The organism is Paraconexibacter antarcticus (assembly GCF_024220175.1).
In the GTDB taxonomy this organism is placed as follows: domain Bacteria; phylum Actinomycetota; class Thermoleophilia; order Solirubrobacterales; family Solirubrobacteraceae; genus Paraconexibacter; species Paraconexibacter antarcticus.
Genome location: NZ_CP098502.1, coordinates 1504405 through 1521594, shown reverse-complemented (window position 1 = coordinate 1521594; position 17190 = coordinate 1504405). Strand labels below are relative to the sequence as shown.

Sequence of the window (17190 nt, the reverse complement as noted above, 5' to 3'; positions counted from 1 at the left end):
GGACGTCGCCGCTCACGCGACCTCGAGCGGGCGGCCGAGCCGCCCCCACGCCGGGACGCCGCCGCCGACGACGTGGAGGACCTCGCGGGCGCCCGCCCGCCGCAGGAGGCTCGCGGCGGTCGCCGCCCGCTGGCCCGAGCCGCAGAGGACGGCGATCGGCCGGGCGGGGTCGAGCCCGCCGGGGAGCGCGTCGATGTCGTGCCACGGCCGGAACGCGGCCCCGGGGATGTGCCCGGCGTCCCACTCGGCCTGCTCCCGGACGTCGAGCAGCTGGAGACCGGGGTCGGCGTCGACCCGGGCGGCGAGGTCCTCGAGCTCGACCCGCGCGGTGGTGTCGGTCGGGTTGCCCTCCTGCCGCCAGCTCGTCATCCCGCCGGCGAGGAAGCCCGTCAGCCGGCGCAGCCCGATGGCCACCGCGAGCGTCGCGGCGTGCCGCCCGTCCTCGTCGTCGCGCCCGACGAAGACGATGTCCTGGTCGTGGTCGGCGACCCACGCGAGCTTCGAGCCGAACCCGGCCCGCAGCATCGGGATGCAGACCGCCCCGGGGATGTGCGCCTCGTCGAACTGCAGGTCGGTGCGGACGTCGACGACGAGCGCGCCCGCCGCGCGCTGCTGCCCGACCTGGCGCGGCGCGAGCGGGAGGACCTCGACGCCCGCCGTCAGCAGCGGACCGCGGTTCAGCGCGACGATGTTCCGGAAGTTCGGCGGCTGCGGGCCGAGCTTCGCGAGCGACTGCGCGACGAACTCGTCCTCGTCGGTGATCCGCAGCACCGGGTTGTGCGCGCGCTCGTAGCCGATCGTCGAGGAGATCTTCATGTCCATCCCCGGCCCGCCGCACATCGAGCCGCCGAGGTGGCCGGGCCAGACCTCGCACGTGTCGGGGAGCGTGAGCAGCTTCTCGGTGAGCGAGCGGTGGATGCCGCGAGCGCCCTCGGACTTCTCGATCGCGAGGTCCGGGCGGGCGACGTCCCCGACGAAGAGCGTGTCGCCGCTGAGGACCGCCCACGGCTCCGGGCCGCGGGCGGTGTCGACGAGCGCGAACGCCGTGTGCTCCGGACGGTGCCCCGGTGTGTGGAGGGCGCGCACGGTCAGCGTGCCGAGCTGCAGCTCCCAGCCGTCGTCGAAGGGCTCGTGCTCGTAGTCCGGCGCCGCCTGGCGGTGGACGTGGATCGTCGCGCCGGTCGCGGCGGCGAGGCGCCCGTGGCCCGACACGTGGTCGGCGTGGTCGTGCGTCTCGAGGACGTGCTCGATGTGCACCCCCATGTAGCGCGCGAGCTCGAGGTAGACGTCGATCTCGAACCGTGGGTCGACGACGGCGGCGGCGCCGGCGTGCTCGTCCCCGATGAGGTAGGACGCGCAGCCGAGGTCGTCGTGGGTGATCTGGCGGAAGATCATCGGGCGGGCTCCAGCGGTCGGTGGCGGGCGGGCACGGCGACGAGGGTGGCGAGCTCCTCGGGCAGCGGACGGGGGACGTCCATGACCTGCATGCAACTACGCGGCCATCCGGTTGTCACGCCGTCGCATCGCCGCTTGTCCCCTGAGAGCCTTCTCATTGACCCTCCGTGCCCGGATGGCGCCGCCGTGCATACCCGCTCGCCCCCCGGGTAGCTTCGCCCGCATGCCCACACTCAAGTCGCTCACCGAGCCGAGCCACCCCCCGCCCGTCGCCCTCGCCCTCCTCGCCGCCGCGGCCGTCGCCGTCGCCGTCGGAGGCCTCGAGCACGCCCGCCTCTTCCACCGCGGCTACGCCGAGGTCGAGATCGTCGGGCCGCTCTTCCTCCTCAACGCGATCGGGTCCGCCGTGACGATCCTGCTGCTCATCGCCCGCCGGACGGCGCTGTTCGTGGCGGGCTCGCTGGCGATCAACGTGGGCGCCCTCGTCTCGATCCTCTTCTCCCACAACTCGAGCTTCTTCGGGTTCTCCGAGGGCGGATACGACGCCACGGCCACCATCATCGTCGTCGCCGAGGCCGCCGCGGTCCTCCTCACCGGGCTGGCCCTGGTGGCGGGCGGCGCGGGCGCCGGCGCCGGCGTCCGCGGCCGGACCGAGGTGACGGCATGACCCCCGTGCGGACGGCGCTCGCCGCGCTCGTCGTCGTCGCCTTCGGGCTCGCGATCGCGGGCGCCGGCATGGGCGGCCCGCCGGCCGGTGACCCCGCGCCGAAGACGGCGGCCGTCACGGTCGCCAAGCAGGCGATCGCCCGCAACGCCACCGCGGCGGAGGGCGCGAAGGAGTTCGAGTCCGAGGGCTGCGACGCCTGCCACGCGATCGCGGCCACGGGCGCAAAGGGCAAGCTCGGACCGCGCCTGGACACCGACTCGGACCCCGTCCGCGAGACGGCCGGCAACGTCACCGACCCGCGTACCGATATCGCCGAGGGCTACGAGGCGAAGCTCATGCCGACCGACTACGCCTCCCGGATGAGCGCGGAGGAGATCAGGGCGGTCGCGACGTTCATCCACACCGTGTCGGCGGCGGGCGGCGGGAGCGGCGGCAAGAAGGACGGCGACGGCGGGTGAGCGGCCCCACCCCGGAGCCGCTGCGCCGCCGCCCTCAGCTGCCCCGGATCTCGCGCCAGGTGTTCTGGATGATGCCCGCCGAGCCGTAGCTCTTGACCGCGCGGAAGGCGGACTGCGAGAGCTGGATGTTGACCTTCGAGGAGCCGGCGATCGTCTGGCCGTCACCGTCGACGAGGACGCCGCCGATGACGTTCGTGTTGCCCTGCAGCTGCAGGACAGGCCCGGTGTCGTTCGCGAGGTTCGCGTGGTAGAGGACGCCGTTGAAGACGGTCGTGCCGCCGAGGTAGAGCGTGCCGGTCGCCATCAGGACCATGCCCGGGTCGGTCGCGGAGTTGAAGACACTGTTGCCCGTGTAGGAGCAGTTGCCCGCCTCGATGTAGACGACGTGGCCGGTGAGGGTCGGCGGGCAGCCGGTGAAGTAGGTGCCGTCGGCGATCGCCGTCGCCTTCAGCCGGGCCCGTGCCTCCGGCGTCATCGCCGGGCCACCGGCGTAGCCGGTCGTCGTGACGTTCGGCGTCAGCTGCTTGCCGAGATAGCTCGCGAGATCCGCCACGGTGTTGCCGATCGGCGGCTGCCCGACCGGGTGCCCGAGGCATGCGGTCGTCTCGTTCGGCGCGGGGACGCAGCGCACGGTCGCGGTCGCGACGCCGGCGCCCGCACTCGCGTCGATGATCGTCTTGTTCCCCATGTTCGAGATGCTGAGACGGCCCGTGATGAGCGCGGCGTGCGGGATGTCCTCGTCCTGCTGGTCGGCACGGACGAGCGCGACGACCGTCCGGCTCTTCCCCTGCGCCGTCGCGGTGGCGCGGACCCACAGCTGCCCGTCCTTGTTCGCGTCGTAGGCCGGCTGGGCGAGTACGAGCGCGTCGGAGTAGAAGCTCGCCGTGCCGGGCGTCCCGTTGTCGCGGACGACCGTCTGCCACGTCGCCCCGGTCGCGTCCGCGGAGGGGATCAGGCTCGTGATCTGGCTCGTCGTCGGGCAGCGGGACGAGGAGACGGAGCCACTGCAGACCGGGTAGGGATTCGCCGCCGCCCCCGCCCCGGGCCAGTCCCGTGCGAGCGAGAAGATCTGCCCGTTCAGGCCGGCCTCCGCGAGGTTGAACGCCGTCTCCCGGACCCGCTGGACGCGCGCCTGTCCCATCTGCACGTTCGTGATGCTCAGGACGCTCGCCGAGATGACGAGCATCATCGCGAGCATCATGATGCTCGTCACGAGCACCCAGCCCCCGTCGTCACCGGAGCGGGGACGGCGCCGCGGGCTCATCCGACCACCGCCTGGACCGCGGAGGTCGCCGTGAGCCCGGCCGGGTCGGACACGCGGACGCTGAGGTTGTGCGTCGTCCCCGTGGTCACCTTGTACGTCAGCGTCACCCCGGTGCCGACCGCCGTCCCGTCGTCGAGCCACGTATACGTCAGGGACTGGCTCTCCGGGTCGACCGACGCGCTCGCGTTGAGCACGATGCCCTGCGGGGTGGCCGCGGCCGTGAACGCCGCGGAGGGCCGGCGGTTCTGGTTGCGGAGGAACGCACCGCTTGAGACGGGGCTCTCGAGCGCGTCGACGCGCCCGTTCGCCCGCACGAAGAGGTCGACGTGCACCTGGGCGATGTCGGTCAGGACGGTCGAGTCGTAGGTGAAGAGGGGCCGTGAGGCGCCGTTCGTCAGGCGCTCTGCGACGACCCGGGTCGAGCCCCAGCCCGTCCCGGGGCAGGCGGCGACGGACGGCATCGCCGGCACGGCCGCCGTGGTCCACGTCTGGCGCTGCCCGTACAGCGTCGTGCCGCTGAGGCACCAGCGCTCGCGTCGCACGTTGGCGGTGTTCGCGCCGCTGTTGGGCCCGAGCGGGTCGACGTCCTGGAAGACGAGGTCGAACGGGGTGGCGCGGTCGATGGCCTGCGGCTGATCAGGCGTCGGGCTCGCGAGATTGCGCAGGGCGGCGGTGATCTCGTCACCCGCCGCGCGTGCTGAGTCCTGGCTGTCGTTGCGGGCCGTCGTCGCGAGGGCATTGGCCTCGGCACGGTCGAACGTGTCGAGCACCGACACGAGGATGCCAAGCGACAGGACCGTGGCGATGAGGAGCCCGAGCAGCGAGATCTCGCCGCGGTCGCCGCGCGGATGCCGGGCGGACGTCATACGGTCACCGGACCCAGGGCGACCGACTCGGCGAGGTGGGTGTCCACGGCCGTGACGTAGTACGTGTGGGTGGCGCCGTCCACGTGGGTGTCGGTCCAGGTCGTCGCCGAGGCGTCGGCCGTGCGGTCGTACCGATAGGCGTAGGTCGTGCCGTCGCGGTAGATGACGTAGTGGTCCACCGTGTCGCCGGGATCGGGGTCGGCGGCGCCTGCCGTCCACGTCAGGACGGTCGTCCCGGACGACGAGGTCGCGACGAGGTTCGTCGGCGGGGGCGGCGCCGTGTTCGACGCCGGGACCGCGACCGGGGGCGCCTGCGCGCCCTCGCGCGCGTCGCCCGCCGGGTTCTTGTCCACCGCGACGACCGTGTACGACGGCGTGCCGGTCGCGGGCGGCGAGGGGTCCTCGCAGGCCACGCCGGTGACCTCGCAGACGAGGGTCCACCCCGTGCCGGTGCTCCGGTACGCGCGGTAGGAGATGAGGTCGCGCTCGGGGCTCGGCTGCCACTCGAGATCCACCGCGGTCCCGTTGCGGCCGGCGAGCAGCCCCTGGGGGGCGTACGGGGCGCGGCGGTTGAGGATGACCGTCAGCGACCGGGTCTGACCGAACTGCCCGTGGCTGTCGGCGGCGCGCATGCCGAGGAGGTAGCTCCCGTCGACGACCTCGCCGGCCCCGGGCTGGTCGCCCGTCGAGACCGTCCCGAGCGGCCAGATGAAGCTCCAGTTCGCGCCCGACGGCGTCGCGCTGCCGATCTGGGTCCCGTCGAGATAGGTGGACACGACCGCCGCGGGGGCCGAGACCGTCCCCGTGAGCGGGAGCGAGGTGACGTCGGTGCTGATGACCGGGAGGGTCGCCGAGGTCGTGACGCTCGTCACCGCGGGGGCCGCGGAGAGCCCCGGGTTCGCGATCGTGGTGCCCTCCAGGACGTAGCGTGATCCCATCCCGCGGTCCCAGCGCACGAGGACGACGACACGCTTGACGTCGGCCGGGCTCGTGTCGCAGTTGCTGCTGCAGCTCGTCGCCGAGGTGCTCACGAGGCCGTCGGTCTGCCCGTCGCCGTCGACGTCGAGCCCGCAGTCTCCGAGGCCGGCGTTCGCGGAGGCCGAGACGCCGGCCCCGGGCAGCCCGACGAGCCCCGAGGATTGGAGGAGCGCGCTGCACTGGGCGGCGCTCGTGCCCGTCGCCCCGGTGGCGCAGAACTGCCCCGCGTCGTGGCTCCCGAGGCCGTCGCGGGAGTCGTCGACCGCGCACACGCCGACCGACACCGTGAACATCGCGTTGCCGCTCCGGATCTGCCAGCCGGGGGTTGCGGCCTGATCGTCCGCGAGCGCGGCCCGCGCCTGGACGGCGGGCACGAGGTTCGCGGTCACGAGCTGGTCGTAGGGGACCGAGCGAGCGACCTCGGTGACCTCGCGGGCGATCGCGAGCCCGGTCGTGCGGGACTGCGTCGAGAACGTCGCCGACTGCGCCTGCGTGATGCACGTGAGCACGGCGAGCATGCCGGTCACGAGCACGAGGGACGCCACCATGACCTCGATCAGGGTGAAGCCCTGCTCGTCCTTAAGCACTTGGCGATCCATTCCCTTCTCTCCATCGGTCGCCGGGTCCCGCCGCCCCTGCTGTCGGGCCCCGCGTCACCGAACGGACGATGGTGCTCCCCCGCTTCTCGGTAGGTCCGCCTGGACGGTCGGTCGATGCCGCTCGAAGGCCGCCTGGCCGTGTGATGGTTCGTGCAGCAACCGAGCGCCGCCACCGGCCAACCTCGGTGGCGGACATGCGTTCTAGCTGTCGTGCAGGCCTGCGGTGCGAACAACGGCAGTTTCCCGGCTCCCGGCCCATGCCCGCCCCCGGGCGCGCAATACTCGGTGGGTGGAGCCGATGACGCTCACCGCGCCGGAGCGCGCCGCCCCCGGGCGGCGACTGCGGGCTGCGAGCGATGAGCGCCTCGTCTTGGGGCTGCGCCGCGGCGACGCCCGGTGCTTCGACGTCATCTACGACCGCTACCACCGGCAGCTGCTCTCCTTCTGCCGCCACATGCTCGGCGGCCGCGAGGAGGCAGAGGACGCCCTGCAGCACGTCTTCGTCGCGGCGCACGGTCAGCTCGTGGCCGACGGCCGGTCCGTCGAGCTGCGCCCCTGGCTGTACGCCATCGCCCGCAACCGCTGCCTCTCGATGCTCCGGGCCCGGCGCCAGACCGTCGCCCTCGAGGATGTGCCCGAGGCGTCCGGTGACGGGCTCGCCCTCGCGGCCGAGGTCGAGCAGCGCCAGGACCTCCGCGACATGCTCGGCGACCTCGCGCGCCTGCCCGAGGACCAGCGCGCCGCGCTCGTCCTCGCCGAGCTCGGCGACCTCTCGCACGACGAGATCGGCGTGGCCCTCGACGTCCGCTCCGGCAAGGTGAAGGCGCTCGTGTTCCAGGCCCGCGAACAGCTCGTCGGGTACCGCCAGGCGCGGCAGGCCGACTGCACGGAGATCCGCGAGCAGCTCTCGACGCTGCGCGGCAGCGCGCTGCGCAAGGCGCCGCTGCAGCGCCATCTCGCCGTCTGCCCGGCCTGCTCCGAGTTCAAGGCCGAGGTCACGCGTCAGCGCGCGGCCCTCGGCGCCGTCCTTCCGGTCATCCCGGCGATCGGCCTCCGCGACCAGATCCTCGGTGCGGTCCACGCGTCGCACTCCGCCGCCATGGCGGGCGCCGGCGCGGTCGCGACCGGTGGCGTCGTCGCGAGCACCGGCGGTGCGGGTGCGGGTGCTGCCGCCGGCTCGGCCGGCGTCGGCGGCGCGCTCTCCGGCGGGTCGGGCCTCGCCGCGGCGGTCGGCTCCGCCGGCGTCGTCGCGAAGTCGATCGCCGTCATGGCGGTCGTCGCGGCGGCGGGCAGCGGCGCCGTCGCGGTGTCCGGGCACCACGGTTCCCCGGGCTCGGCCTCGCCGGCCCGGACGATCCCCGCCTCCGCGCCGAAGGGCGCCGTGTCGGTGTCCCCCGTCCCCGGTGCCGCCGGACCCACGCGCACGAAGATCCTCGGCCACCGCGCCGCGGCGACGCCGGGCGCGCTGAGCGGCCGCACGAGCGCCGCCTCGGCCAAGGCCGCCGGGCAGGCGGCCGCCGCCAAGGCCGCGCGGGGCACCGCCGGCGCCCACGGGGCCGCCACCTCCGCCGCCCATCGGTCGGCGCAGGGCGCCCGGAACAGCGCCGCCGCGGGCCAGAAGAGCCCGAGCGGGACGGCGAAGAGCACGCCCTCCGCCTCGGCCACCGGCCAGGCGCATCGCGCGACGAAGCCGGCGACCACGCCGACGCCGAAGCGGGCCGTCCGGATCCCCTCGAAGTCCGTCTCCCGCGTCCCCGCCGCGACGAAGACCACGAAGACGGCGCCCGTCGTCCCGCCGCACCGCGGCAACACCGGTTCGACGACCGACACCAGCGTGACGACACCCGCGGCGGGCGCCGCGGACGGCACCCCGACGCCGTAGCGCGCGCCGAGTGACAGCTGACGCAGGACTGTCCTGCGTGAGCTGTCACTCGGCGCGCGGGTCCCACCTTCCTGCCTCGTACATCCGCCGATCCGGGCTTAGAAGCAGGGCATACCGGGCACAACACAGGGACAAGCCGCGCCCTACCGGTCGGCACGTCAACCCCCGAAGCGAGGTTTCCATGCAGCTCGGTACGTCCATCTTCCTCATCGCCGTCGGCGCCATCCTGCGGTACGCCGTCACCACCACCGCCACCGGCTTCTCGATCCACACCGCGGGCATGATCCTCATGGTCGTCGGCGTCATCGGCCTCGTCCTGTCGCTCCTGCTCACGAGCATCTGGGCCGGCCGCCGCGACGACGTCGTCGCCCGCCGCACGGTCGTCCGCGACCGCGAGGTCCTCTAGCCCGTCATTCCAGCAGGTCGGCCGCGGGGCCGTGCCGCGTGACGACGAGCCCCAGCGGGCCGTCGGCCGCTGCGGCCCCCGCGGTCAGCCCCTCGAGCCGGCGGTGGAACGCGGCCGCCACGCGGAGCGCGTGGGCCTTCGCCTCCTCCGCCGTCGGCCCCGCGAAGAGTTCGTCCACCGTGGTGCGCCACAGGACGAGCCAGCGCTCGAAGTGCCCCTTCTGCAGCCGCACCCGGGCATTGAGCTCGGCGTGCGGCCGGAAGGCGCCCCCGCCGTACGAGCGGGCGCCGAGCAGCACGGTCTCCCAGAACGACGCGATGACCGGCACGTGCGCCTCGAGGTCGAGGTGCGCGACGTCGGTGAAGATGAACCCGATGATCGGGTCCGTCAGCGCGCGGCCGTAGAACGCGCGGACGAGGCGCTCGCAGTCCGCGCGCGTCTCGATGTCCGGGAGGGGAGCGGTGGCGCCCATGGCCTCCACTATGGCAACCGCCTCCCCCGGAGCGGTCGCCCGCCCTCCGAGCGGCGGCTCCCCCGGAGCGGTCGCCCGTCCTAGAGGCCGGCGCGCTCGGCCGCCGTCGCGAAGCGCCGCATCTGCTCGAGACGATCGTCGATCCCGTCCGCGAGGATCGACACGAGCAGCTCGTCCACCCCCGCCGCCTTGAACGCCGCGAGCCGGTCCGCGACGGCGTCGACGGGGCCGCAGAGCCCGACGCGGTCCAGGAGGTCGACCGGCAGGGCGGCGGCCGCCTCGTCCTTGCGCCCGTCGAGGTAGAGGTCCTGGACCTCGCGCGCGGCATCGCCGTAGCCGTACCGCACCATCTGCGCGTTGTAGAAGTTCTTCTCGCGCGAGCCCATGCCGCCGACGTACAGCGCGGTGACCTCACGGGTCGCGTCACGCGCGGCGTCCGCGTCCTCCTCGATCCGCCCGTAGACCGTCGGCGCGACCTTCACGTCCCTGGCCTCCCGCCCGGCGTTCGCGAGCCCCTCGTCGACGGTCGCCCGGATCTCGCCGACGTGCTCGGGCGAGAAGAAGATCGGCAGCCAGCCGTCGGCGATCTCGCCGACCATGCGCGTCGCGTTCGGCCCGATCGACGGGAGGTAGATCGGGACGCGGTCCTGCTGCGGGGCGATCATGAGCTTGATCGCGCGCTGCCCGCCGCCAGGCAGCCTGATCGTCTCGCCGTGGTAGCTCAGCGGCTCGCGCCGGAGGGCGGCGCGCACGACGTCGACGTACTCGCGCGTGCGCTTGAGCTGCGGGTTGAACGTCTGCCCGTGGAACCCCTCGGCGACCTGCGGGCCGGACGGCCCGAGGCCGAGCGCGAGCCGGCCACCGGAGAGCGTGTCGAGCGTCGCCGCCATCATCGCGGTGCCCGCGGCCGTCCGGCCGGGGATCTGCGCGATCGCCGTGCCCAGTCCGATCGTCGTCGTGTGCGCGGCGATCCAGCCGAGCGTCACCGCGACGTCCGAGCCGTACGCCTCGCCCACCCAGAGCCGCCGGTAGCCGAGCCGCTCGGCCGCCTCGGCGAGCGGCACGAGCTCCGTCGGTCCGGGGCCGACGCCCCAATAGGCCAGGTGCAGGCTGACGCGCATGGCGGCGACCCTAGCGAGCGCCGGCCGGGGGACGCCGACAACCTCGTCAGGAGAGGCGGCGCGTGGCGGTCGCGTGCGCCGCGGGCTCCTGCGCGGAGGTCCACCGGAGGCGGATCTGCGGGCGCCGGGCGCGCTGCGCGGCGGTGAGCCGCAGGCGCGTGGTGACGGTCCGCCGCGAGCGCGTCGTGACCGTCCGGGCGGCGAGCGTCCGGCCCCCCGCGACGGCCGTCACGCGGAGGGCGCCGCGGCCGGGGACGCGCGCCCGCGCGGTAGCGCCCCGGCCGGTCGCGGCGACGCGCACGGCGGTGAGCCGCGGGGTGTCGGCGTCGACGACGGTGACGGTCACCGTGGCGGCGGCGAGGCGCAGGGTCCCGGACGCGGTGAGCCGGACGGTGAGCCTGCGCGGCGCGCGCCAGCCGGCCGTGTGCGGGACGCGCAGGCGGAGCACGCCCGCACCCGGGATCGTGGCCCTCTTGGTGGCCACGCCGGGCGCCTTCGCGGTCACGGTGCCGCTCCCGCCCGCGGAGGCCAGCGTGAGCTTCAGCACCCGGCCCTCGGTGACCCGCGACGGGCCGGTGACGGTCACCGCCGGGTCGAGCGGGCTGACCGTCGCCCGCGCGGTCGCGTCGTCGCCCGCCCCCGCGCTGGCCGCGAGGACCGACACCGTCCGCGCCGCGGTGACCGCGCTGCGGACGACCGGGCCGGCGGCGTCGCCGTACGTGCCGTTGCCGTCGAGGTCCCACGCGTACGTCGCGTCCGGCCAGGGGCTCGAGGCGGTCAGGGTCACCGTGGCGCCCTTCGCCGGCGTGGCGGGGCTGACCGCGATCTGCGGGCGGGCGAGGACCGTGCGCAGCCACGCGGCGGTCGCGCCCTCGGTGACGCGCTGGTACACGGCGGGGGTGCCGTCGCCGCAGTTGTCCGAGCCGAAGTCGACGGTCCCGAGGAGCAGCGCGGCCGGGCCCTCGGCGCCGAGGGCGAGCGGGCCGCCGGAGTCGCCGTTGCACGAGTCCTGCCCCTTCACCGCCCCGGCGCAGATCATGCTGTCGGCCACGAAGTCGCGCCCGTAGCCCGCGCAGGCGGACGGGTCGAGGATCGGCTGGTCGACCCGCTGGAGGGACGTGCTCGTCGTGCCGGACGCGGTGACGCCCCAGCCGAGGACGGCCGGGACGGCACCGGTGACGGCCGCGCCCGCGTCCCCGAGCGCGACGGGGGTGATCGGCGGCGCGGCGGCGAGGTGCAGGAGCGCGACGTCGCCGTACGTCACCCCGGAGCGGAAGGCGGGGTCGATGCGCACCCCGTCGACGGGGGTTCCCGGATCGGCGCTCGTCGGTGGCGCGAGGCCGGGCGTCCCGATCCGGACGCGGAAGGCGGAGCTCCCGAGCGGCAGCCCCGCGACGTCGCTCACCGCGCAGTGGGCGGCGGTGAGCACCCACCGGCCGGCGACGAGCTCGCCGCCGCAGAGGCCCGTGCCGGTGAGGTCCTGCACCCAGACCTGCGACATCCACCGGGGCGTCGAGGCGCCGGTCCCTCCGACGACGCGGACGCTCGCCCGGGAGGCGGCCGCCGCGGCGCGCGCCGGCACGGCGCTGCTGAGGCCGCCGAGCGCGAGCGCGAGCGCGCAGAAGGCGGAGACGACGACGGAGACCCGGTTCACACGACCCACGACACATGAGGATGCCGGAAGTCGGCGGACCGTGGGCCGGCACGCGAAGCCGCTGCGATCGGACGGCCCGCCCGCACCCCGGGGCTACGCCACGGCCTCGTCGCCGAGCTCCTCGTCGACGGTGCGCGCCCACAGCACCGCGGCCACGACGCGACGGTTCGTCGCGTCGTCGTCGGCGAGTCCGAACTTCATGAAGATCGAGGCGATGTGGCTCTCGACCGTGCGGACGCTGAGGTACAGCTGCAGGGCGATCGCCTGGTTCGACTGGCCTCGGGCGATGAGGCGCATGACCTCGCGTTCGCGTCGTGTGAGCTCGTCCATGGCGAGGACTGTCGGGGACGGCACGGAGGCGATCTGTGACGGGGCGCACCGGAACGGCGCCCCTGCGTCAGACGACGCTCAGGGGGGAACAGCCGGGCGGGGCCGGCGGTCGGGGGTACACCAACTTTCGGTGGAGTCTCCGCATCCGCAGAAGAGGGGAAAACGGCGGCACGTCCAGCGGGGCCCGGACGGTCCGGCGTAAGTTCGCGAGCCATGGGAGGGGGACCGAACGTGCTCGAGGTCGACGGCCTCGTGGTGACCTATGGGCGCTCGGTCCTCGCGCTCTCCGGCGTGAGCCTGAACGTCCCGCGCGGGGGCGCCGTCGCGCTCCTCGGCGCCAACGGCGCGGGCAAGACGACGCTGCTCCGGGCCGTCACCGGGCTGCTCCCCCTCTACGACGCCGAGGTCCGCGGCGGGACGATCCGCTTCGACGACCGGCCCGTCATCGGCCGCGACGCCTCGGCGCTCGTCCGGGCCGGGATCGCCCAGTCGCTGGAGGGGCGCCGGATCTTCCCGGAGCTCACGGTCGAGGAGAACCTGCGCGTCGGTGCATTCGCCGTCCGCGACCGGGCGGCGATCCCGGCCCGGCAGGCCGAGCTGCTCGAGCTCTTCCCCCGGCTCGGCGAGCGCCTGCGCCAGCCGGGGGGCCTGCTCAGCGGCGGCGAGCAGCAGATGCTCGCGATCGCCCGGGCGCTCATGGCCGGCCCCGAGCTGCTCGTCCTCGACGAGCCGTCGCTCGGCCTCGCGCCGCTCGTCGTCGCCGAGATCGGGGCCGCGCTGCGGACGGTGACCGACCGCGGGACGGCGGTCCTGCTCGTCGACCAGGGCACGGCGCTCGCGCTCGGCGTGACGCACGACGCGCACCTGCTCGAGCACGGGCGCATCGTCGCGAGTGGCCCGACGACGACGCTCCTCGCCGACGACCGCGTGCGCGAGGCGTATCTCGGGACGCGCGCGGGCGCCGACGTCGTCGCCGCCGAGGCGGGCGCCTGATGGCGCGGCCCCGCCCCACGGGCCCGATCCTCGAGGCGCGCGACCTCACGCTGCGCTTCGGCGAGGTGACCGCGTTCCAGGACGTCGCCTTCGCCGTCATGCCCGGCGAGCTCTTCGCGGTCATCGGCCCGAACGGCGCGGGCAAGACCTCGCTCTTCAACGTCCTGTCGCGTGTCTACACCCCGACCTCAGGCCAGATCGCGCTCGACGGCCGCGACCTCACGGCGCTGCGCCCGCGGGACCTCGCGGGGGCCGGCGTCGCGCGGACCTTCCAGAACCTCGGCCTCTTCGGCCCGCTCAGCGTCCTCGACAACGTCCTCGTCGGCCGCCACCACCTCATGCGCGCCGGGGCGCTGCGCGCGGGCTTCGGGCTCCGCTCCGCCCGCGCCGAGGAGCGCGAGCACACGGCCGCGGCGATGGCCGCCCTCGAGCGGACCGGGATGGCGGACGTCGCCGGGGTCGCCGTGGAGAACCTCGCCTACGGCGACCGCAAGCGCGTGGAGATCGCCCGCGCCCTCGCGATGCATCCGCGGCTGCTGCTCCTCGACGAGCCGGTCGCCGGGATGAGCGCCGACGAACGCGTCGAGATCACCGAACTCGTCCGGGCGCTGCACGCCGACGGCGACCTCACGATCCTCCTCGTCGAGCACGACATGGGGATGGTCATGCGCGTCGCCCAGCGCATCCTCGTCCTCGACTTCGGGCGGCCGATCGCCGTCGGCTCCCCCGCCGAGATCCAGGCCGACGAGGCCGTCATCCGCGCCTACCTCGGCGCCGCCCCGGAGGCCGCCACGGCATGACCGAGTTCTTCCAGCTCCTGTTCAGCGGCGTGGCCCTCGGCGCGGTCTACTCGCTCATCGCGCTCGGCTTCACGGTCATCTACCGGGCGAGCCGCGTCATCAACTTCTCGCAGGGCGCGTTCATCCTCGTCTCGGCGTACGTCATCTCGTGGCTCGCGACGGACAAGGGCGTCCCCTTCTTCCTCGCCGTCGCGCTGTCGATCGTTTTCGCCGTCGCGGTCGGGGTCGCCTTCCAGCTGCTCGTGCTCCGCCACCTCGTCGGACGCTCGGCCTTCGTCGCGGTGATGGTCACGATCGGCGCCTCGATCGCGATGACGGCCGCCGTCTCCGCGATCTTCGGGCCCGACCAGAAGCTCCTCGGCGACCCGTGGGGCTCCTCGGCCGTCCACGCCGCCGGGATCACGTTCACGTGGGTGAAGCTCTGGTCGATCATCGTCGTCGCGGCGGTCCTCTACGCCCTCTACCTCTTCGACCGCCACTCCCGGTACGGCCTCGCGATGCGGGCGACGGCCTCCGACCACATCGCGGCGCTCGCGGCCGGCGTGCCCGTCGGCCGGGTCCACGCGATCGCCTGGGGCATGGCGGCGACCCTCGGCACGATCGCGGGCATGTTCCTGGCGGGGTTCCCGAACTCGCCGAACCTCGGCCTCGGGGATGCGTCCTTCCGCGCGTTCCCGGCGATCATCCTCGGCGGTCTGGAGTCCCCGAAGGGCGCGGTCGTCGGCGGCGTGAGCATCGGCGTCGTCGAGATCCTCACCTCGGGCTACAGCCCCGGCTGGGCCGGGACGAACTTCTCGGCCGTCGCGCCGTACATCGTCATGATCGCCGTCCTGCTCGCGAAGCCCTACGGGCTCTTCGGCAGCGTCCCGGCCGAGCGCATCTGATGGCCGCGCTCGCCCGCCTCCCGGTGCGCCCCGGCGTCCTGGCCGCCATCGTCGTGGCCCTCGTCCTCCCGTTCGGGGCCGACAGCGCGCAGCTCAGCACGTGCGTCTTCATCGTCATCGCGGCGATCGGCGCGGTCGGCCTCAACGTCCTGACCGGCTACACGGGTCAGATCTCCCTCGGCCATGCCTTCTTCCTCGCGATCGGCGCGTACACGGCGGCGGTGCTCGGCGGCGATCACGGCATCAGCGCGCTCATCTGGATCCCGGCGTCCGGCCTGACCGCGGCGGCCTGCGGGCTGCTCGTCGGACCGACGGCGCTGCGCCTGCGCGGCCTCTACCTCGCGATCGTGACGCTCGGGCTGCTCTTCATCGGCCAGCACCTGTTCTTCAACCTCGACGGCATCACCGGCGGCCCGCAGGGACGCGCCTTCCCCGCCGTCCAGCTCGGCTCCTTCGACTTCTCACCCGGCCAGCAGCTGACGATCGGCGGCGCCGTCATCGACCACGACGGCCTCTACTACTACCTCGCGCTCATCATCCTGCTCGCGTCGCTGCTCTTCGTGCGCAACCTCGTCGCCTCGCGGCCGGGCCGCGCGATGCAGGCGGTCCGCGAGCGCGAGCTCGCCGGCGCGGTCCTCGGCGTCGACGTCGCGCGGACGAAGCTCATGGCCTTCGGGGTCTCGTCGTTCTTCGCCGGCGTCAGCGGGGCGCTCTTCGTGTCCTACCTCTCGTTCGCGCAGCCCTCGCAGTGGGACCTGCTGCTCTCGATCCAGTACCTCGCCGCGATCACCGTCGGCGGCATCGGCACCCTCTACGGGCCGGTGCTCGGCTCGATCGTCGTGTTCGCGATCCCCGACCTCGCGAAGTCGCTGCCGTTCATCTCCGACGACGGCACGGGCCTCTCCCCCGGCAACTTCAGCTCGATCCTCTACGGGGTCCTCATCATCATCTTCTTCGTCGTCGAGCCGCGCGGGGTCGCGGGGCTCGGGCCGCGCCTGTCGGCGTGGCTCAGGCGACCAGGGGCAGCGACCACCCCCATGGGTCGGGTCGCGGTGCAGTCCATCGATCAGGAGGAGGCAGGATCGCGATGAACAGTCGCCACATGACGGTGGCCGCGCTCGCGGCCGCCGGCGCGCTCACGCTGAGCGCGTGCGGTACCGGCAGCAGCAGCAACAACTCCGGCTCGTCCGGCTCGTCGAGCGGCTCGGGGTCGGCTTCCGGTCAGGTGACCGGCGGCCCCGGCATCGACACCGCGGGCAAGACGATCCACATCACGTCGATCACCGCGCTCTCGGGCCCCGCCTCGGCGCTCGGGATCCCGGCGCTCGCCGGCGCGAGGACCGCCCTGAAGGCGATCAACGCGGCGGGAGGCGTCGACGGCTACAAGATCAAGATGTCGGTCAAGGACTCGGGCTACGTCCCGCAGAACCACGTCCAGGCCTACAAGGCGACGGTCGGCGACAGCGCCATGATCCAGTCGTTCGGCAGCCCGACGACGAAGGCCATCCAGCCGCTCTTCGACCGCGAGGGCATCGTCGTGCAGCCGCTCTCGTGGGACTCGGTGTGGTCCAAGGACCCGAACCTCGCCCCCGTCGGCGTCCCCTACGCGACCGACGTGAAGAACGGCCTCGAGTACCTCTCGAAGCAGAAGAAGCTCGGCACGAAGGTCGGCATCGTCTACCAGGACGACGAGTACGGCGCGGACGCCCTCCGCGGGTACAAGGAGGCCGTCAAGGCGGGCGGGCTGGACGACGTCGCCCAGGCGCCGTTCAAGGTCGGTGACACCGACTTCACCGCCCAGGTACAGAAGCTGAAGTCCAAGGGCGCGCAGATCGTCCTCGTCACCGCGCTCCCCAGCGCCTCGGCGCCGATCGTCGGCACCGCCGCGTCCCTCGGCTACAACCCGACGTACCTGTTCCAGGGCCCGGCCTGGCTCGAGCAGATCTTCACGAAGGACGGGACGAAGAGCGGCAAGCCCACCCCCGTCGCCGGCGCCCTCGCGAAGCAGACGTACGTGCTCGCGTTCGCGGCCCCGTGGGGCAGCGACGTCCCGGGCATGGCGCAGATGCTCGCCGACCAGAAGCAGTACGCGCCGAAGCAGATCCCGAGCGAGTACTTCACGTTCGGGTACGCCCAGGGGAAGATCATCGGCGCGATCCTGAAGAAGGCGGTCCAGAACGGTGACCTCTCGCGGGCCGGCATCCTGAAGGCGAAGGAGAGCCTCGGGTCGGTCGACCTCGGCGGGCTCGCGCCGAGCCCCGACTACACGAGCGGCGGCTCTCCGGTGTCGACGAAGTCGATCATCGCCCGGGTCGACAAGAACACGACCGGCTTCCTCAAGCCCGTCGCCTCCGGGGTCACCGGGCAGTAGCGGACGGGCGGCATCGCCTGCGTGGCCCGCGGGCCGCGCAGGCGACCGCC

General features: G+C 73.8%; 17 protein-coding genes. 9 read left to right on the top strand and 8 right to left on the bottom strand.

Features of this window, described 5'->3' with window-relative positions; all coding sequences use genetic code 11:
* Positions 1 to 12 precede the first annotated feature (12 nt).
* The gene (locus tag NBH00_RS07595; protein WP_254572736.1) at positions 13 to 1395 is read right to left on the bottom strand and encodes an MBL fold metallo-hydrolase; all 1383 of its coding nucleotides are present in this window, start codon (positions 1393 to 1395) and stop codon (positions 13 to 15) included.
* Positions 1396 to 1618: 223 nt separating this feature from the next.
* On the opposite strand from NBH00_RS07595, the gene NBH00_RS07590 reads away from it, so the two are divergent.
* Both NBH00_RS07590 and NBH00_RS07585 read left to right on the top strand, forming a co-directional pair.
* Positions 1619 to 2062: a hypothetical protein gene (locus tag NBH00_RS07590; protein WP_254572735.1), complete on the top strand. Its 444-nt coding sequence runs from the start codon at positions 1619 to 1621 to the stop codon at positions 2060 to 2062.
* Complete coding sequence (locus tag NBH00_RS07585; RefSeq protein WP_254572734.1) at positions 2059 to 2520, top strand: c-type cytochrome; 462 nt, start codon at positions 2059 to 2061, stop codon at positions 2518 to 2520. Before NBH00_RS07590 ends, NBH00_RS07585 begins: the two co-directional genes overlap by 4 nt.
* 34 nt (positions 2521 to 2554) lie before the next feature.
* Here the strand turns inward: NBH00_RS07585 and NBH00_RS07580 are convergent, their stop codons facing one another.
* The 3 genes from NBH00_RS07580 to NBH00_RS07570 are packed head-to-tail and all read right to left on the bottom strand — an operon-like array spanning position 2555 to position 6227.
* Positions 2555 to 3784, bottom strand: a complete 1230-nt coding sequence (locus NBH00_RS07580; RefSeq protein ID WP_254572733.1) for a hypothetical protein — start codon at positions 3782 to 3784, stop codon at positions 2555 to 2557.
* A complete protein-coding gene (locus NBH00_RS07575; protein WP_254572732.1) occupies positions 3781 to 4650 on the bottom strand; it encodes a hypothetical protein in 870 nt (289 codons plus the stop codon). The genes NBH00_RS07580 and NBH00_RS07575 overlap by 4 nt, the downstream gene beginning before the upstream one ends.
* Positions 4647 to 6227 carry a prepilin-type N-terminal cleavage/methylation domain-containing protein gene (locus tag NBH00_RS07570; RefSeq protein WP_254572731.1) on the bottom strand — a complete coding sequence of 527 codons (1581 nt, stop codon included), beginning with the start codon at positions 6225 to 6227 and terminating at the stop codon, positions 4647 to 4649. Before NBH00_RS07570 ends, NBH00_RS07575 begins: the two co-directional genes overlap by 4 nt.
* 298 nt (positions 6228 to 6525) lie before the next feature.
* Here NBH00_RS07570 and NBH00_RS07565 point away from each other — a divergent pair, with 298 nt between their 5' ends.
* Both NBH00_RS07565 and NBH00_RS07560 read left to right on the top strand, forming a co-directional pair.
* Positions 6526 to 8109: a sigma-70 family RNA polymerase sigma factor gene (locus NBH00_RS07565; RefSeq protein WP_254573711.1), complete on the top strand. Its 1584-nt coding sequence runs from the start codon at positions 6526 to 6528 to the stop codon at positions 8107 to 8109.
* Positions 8110 to 8290: 181 nt separating this feature from the next.
* A complete protein-coding gene (locus NBH00_RS07560; protein ID WP_254572730.1) occupies positions 8291 to 8515 on the top strand; it encodes a hypothetical protein in 225 nt (74 codons plus the stop codon).
* A gap of 4 nt (positions 8516 to 8519) precedes the next feature.
* Here NBH00_RS07560 and NBH00_RS07555 read toward each other — a convergent pair whose 3' ends face one another.
* The 4 genes from NBH00_RS07555 to NBH00_RS07540 all read right to left on the bottom strand — a co-directional run bounded on the left by NBH00_RS07555 (position 8520) and on the right by NBH00_RS07540 (position 12092).
* Positions 8520 to 8987 (bottom strand): group III truncated hemoglobin, encoded by a 468-nt coding sequence (locus tag NBH00_RS07555; RefSeq protein ID WP_254572729.1) that lies wholly within the window; start codon positions 8985 to 8987, stop codon positions 8520 to 8522.
* Between the two features lie 80 nt (positions 8988 to 9067).
* Positions 9068 to 10108 (bottom strand): LLM class F420-dependent oxidoreductase, encoded by a 1041-nt coding sequence (locus NBH00_RS07550; protein ID WP_254572728.1) that lies wholly within the window; start codon positions 10106 to 10108, stop codon positions 9068 to 9070.
* Between the two features lie 46 nt (positions 10109 to 10154).
* Positions 10155 to 11762, bottom strand: coding sequence for a S1 family peptidase (locus tag NBH00_RS07545; protein WP_254572727.1), 1608 nt, complete (start codon positions 11760 to 11762; stop codon positions 10155 to 10157).
* Between the two features lie 93 nt (positions 11763 to 11855).
* Positions 11856 to 12092, bottom strand: coding sequence for a helix-turn-helix domain-containing protein (locus NBH00_RS07540; RefSeq protein WP_254572726.1), 237 nt, complete (start codon positions 12090 to 12092; stop codon positions 11856 to 11858).
* 213 nt (positions 12093 to 12305) lie between these two features.
* On the opposite strand from NBH00_RS07540, the gene NBH00_RS07535 reads away from it, so the two are divergent.
* Genes NBH00_RS07535 through NBH00_RS07515 form a run of 5 tightly spaced genes read left to right on the top strand, consistent with a single transcriptional unit; the run spans position 12306 to position 17140 of the window.
* The gene (locus NBH00_RS07535; protein ID WP_254572725.1) at positions 12306 to 13085 is read left to right on the top strand and encodes an ABC transporter ATP-binding protein; all 780 of its coding nucleotides are present in this window, start codon (positions 12306 to 12308) and stop codon (positions 13083 to 13085) included.
* A complete protein-coding gene (locus tag NBH00_RS07530; RefSeq protein ID WP_254572724.1) occupies positions 13085 to 13885 on the top strand; it encodes an ABC transporter ATP-binding protein in 801 nt (266 codons plus the stop codon). The genes NBH00_RS07535 and NBH00_RS07530 overlap by 1 nt, the downstream gene beginning before the upstream one ends.
* Positions 13882 to 14769, top strand: coding sequence for a branched-chain amino acid ABC transporter permease (locus NBH00_RS07525; protein ID WP_254572723.1), 888 nt, complete (start codon positions 13882 to 13884; stop codon positions 14767 to 14769). The genes NBH00_RS07530 and NBH00_RS07525 overlap by 4 nt, the downstream gene beginning before the upstream one ends.
* A complete protein-coding gene (locus NBH00_RS07520; RefSeq protein ID WP_254572722.1) occupies positions 14769 to 15860 on the top strand; it encodes a branched-chain amino acid ABC transporter permease in 1092 nt (363 codons plus the stop codon). The genes NBH00_RS07525 and NBH00_RS07520 overlap by 1 nt, the downstream gene beginning before the upstream one ends.
* On the top strand, positions 15857 to 17140 hold the full coding sequence (locus NBH00_RS07515) for an ABC transporter substrate-binding protein (protein ID WP_254572721.1): 1284 nt from the start codon (positions 15857 to 15859) through the stop codon (positions 17138 to 17140). The genes NBH00_RS07520 and NBH00_RS07515 overlap by 4 nt, the downstream gene beginning before the upstream one ends.
* The last annotated feature ends 50 nt before the right edge of the window (positions 17141 to 17190 follow it).